General features: G+C 35.5%; 2 protein-coding genes and 1 pseudogene. All 3 read left to right on the top strand.

Annotated features, from left to right (window positions below; translation table 11 throughout):
* Positions 1 to 402 (top strand): annotated as a pseudogene (locus CN288_RS26295) (phage tail tape measure protein); the annotation flags it as partial.
* Entirely contained in the window at positions 395 to 1,078 is a 684-nt protein-coding gene (locus CN288_RS26290; protein ID WP_141528018.1) for a distal tail protein Dit, read from the top strand. The pseudogene CN288_RS26295 and the gene CN288_RS26290, both read left to right, overlap by 8 nt.
* Positions 1,075 to 2,426, top strand: a 1,352-nt coding sequence (locus CN288_RS26285) for a phage tail spike protein (RefSeq protein WP_176527744.1), incomplete at its 3' end; no start/stop codon positions are given. The genes CN288_RS26290 and CN288_RS26285, both read left to right, overlap by 4 nt.

The raw sequence follows: 2,426 nt of genomic DNA, 5'->3' as shown, positions 1-2,426 counted from the left end.
ATTCCGAAGCCTGAAATGCCTAAACTACCGCATTTTTCTTTAGAAACAGGGAGTAAAGAGATTGCTGGTAAAACAATTTCTTATCCAACAGGAATCAATGTGGATTGGCGTGCAAAAGGTGGTATTTTCACTAGACCAACTATTTTTGGCATGAGTAATGGGCGTTTGCAAGGTGCTGGTGAAGCAGGGCGAGAAGCAGTTCTTCCACTGAATAAGAAAACCTTAGGTGAAATTGGAGAAGGGATTGCTGCAACTATGTCAAATCGTCCAACTGAAGTTAATATTTACAATACTGTGAGAAATGACAATGACATTAAACTTATAACAGAACAAGTTGATAACATAATGGCACAACGTGGACGTAATTTGAATGTTGGGATAGGGAGGAATACATTTGCTTGATATGGTAATAGATAACGAATTGGCAAGTGGTTACGGAATTTATATGGTAGGGCGTCCCGTTATTCCAACTGCAAAACGAAAAATAGAATATATAGAAGTGCCAGGAAGGAATGGTTCACTTACAAAGAAAGGGGCGTATGAAGACATCCCTTTTACATTGAAGTTTAATGTACTGGAAAAGGAAAATATAAAACCATTAATTCGACGTGCAAAACCATGGCTTTTAAATGCGAAAATGCTACATTTCACTGATGATGATGTTTATCGAAAAATAAAAAATGTAGAAATAGGTGATATTGCAAATGAAATTGAAGAGTATGGAGAATTTGAAGTTAATTTTATGCTAGATCCATTTGAATATGTGGAAGATGAAAGTATTACAATCTATGAGCCAGGATTAATATATAATCCAGGTACAGAAAAATCACAGCCGGAAATGGTCATTGTTGCAAAAGGAACAGTGAATATAACCATAAATGATGTTACTTTTCAGCTTAAAGATATTGCAAGTTCTGTAGTTGTTGATTCTGAAATTTTAGAGACGTATTTAGGAACAACGCCTATGAACAATAAGATGGTTGGTAAGTTTCCGATATTCGAAGTTGGGAGTAATAAAATAGCTTGGTCAGGTACAGTCCAATCAATAACAATTAAACCTAGGTGGAGATATGTATGATTACCTTATATAAACCAAATGAAACTGATTTTACAACCAATGGACTGGGGATATTAGATGCAAATATTTATGAAGCTGAAGTTGAAGAAATACTCAATGGTTTATATTCATTGACATTTAGTTACCCACTATTCGCTCCACATGGATTAGAAATCGAAGGTATGTGTATTGTAAAAGCACCAACTCCTGACGGAGATCAGTTATTTCGAATAGCTGCACCAACCGTCAGCATGGGAGAAATAAGAGCGCAATGTTATCATATTTTCTATGATTTAACGGAAAATTTGATTGAAGATATATTTATTCAAACTACAAATGGAAACGCAGCAATGAATCGTCTGTCAGCAGGATGCCAATACAAGCATCCTTTTACTTTTTATTCGGATATACCAAGTATTGCAAGCGCACGTATTGTAAGGAAGAATCCAGTTGAAGCTATTTTAGATGATAGCCAAGATAATTCCTTTATCAATCGCTGGGGTGGCGAATTAAAACGAGATAATTTTGATGTGAAAATGTTAAAAAATCGTGGGATGGATCGTGGTGTTGTTATTCAACATAAAAAGAATCTATTGGGTTATGAAGGGGATGTGGATTGGAAAAGTCCTGTTACTCGTATTATGCCTAAGGGGTTTGATGGGTTACTTTTACCAGAGAAATATGTGGACAGTCTCCTTATTAACAAATATCCACATCCTAAGATAGCTGTTATTGAGTTTTCTCATATTAAAGCAGCAGTTGGTGAGAATGCAAAGGATGATGATGCTGTACCATTGGAAGAAGCATATAAACTTTTACGTCAGGCATCTAAAGATATGTTTGATATACAGCAGGTAGACCAACCGAAGGCGACATATAAGGTTGAATTTCAAGAGTTATCACAAACTGAGGAATATAAAGATTATGCAGTATTACAACGTGTGTGGATGGGGGATACAGTTACTGTTAAACATCCTGAGGATGGCATTGATATTCAAGCCAAACTTGTATCCTACAAATATGATCCAATTAAAAAAGAATATAAAAATATTACTCTAGGTAATTACAAAGCGTCATTTACTGATATAGCTGGTAAAGTAGATCAAATACAAAGTGATGTATCAAATATGCCCGATGATATTTTAAATGCAGCAAAAGAACACGCAACCAGTTTAATTAATTCTGGATTTGGTGGGCATGTTCGAATTCATCCAGACAGAATTTTAATTATGGATACAAAAGATGAAATGACTGCTTCTAAGGTTTGGCAATGGAACATTAACGGTTTAGGGTATTCAAGTACAGGGATCAATGGCCCATATGGACTTGCGATGACAATGGACGGGCGAATTGTTGCTGATTTTATTAC

Source organism: Bacillus sp. AFS023182 (assembly GCF_002560575.1).
In the GTDB taxonomy this organism is placed as follows: Bacteria; Bacillota; Bacilli; order Bacillales; family Bacillaceae_G; genus Bacillus_A; species Bacillus_A arachidis.
Note: the sequence above shows the minus strand (reverse complement) of the source record. Positions and strands in the feature narration are given on the sequence as shown.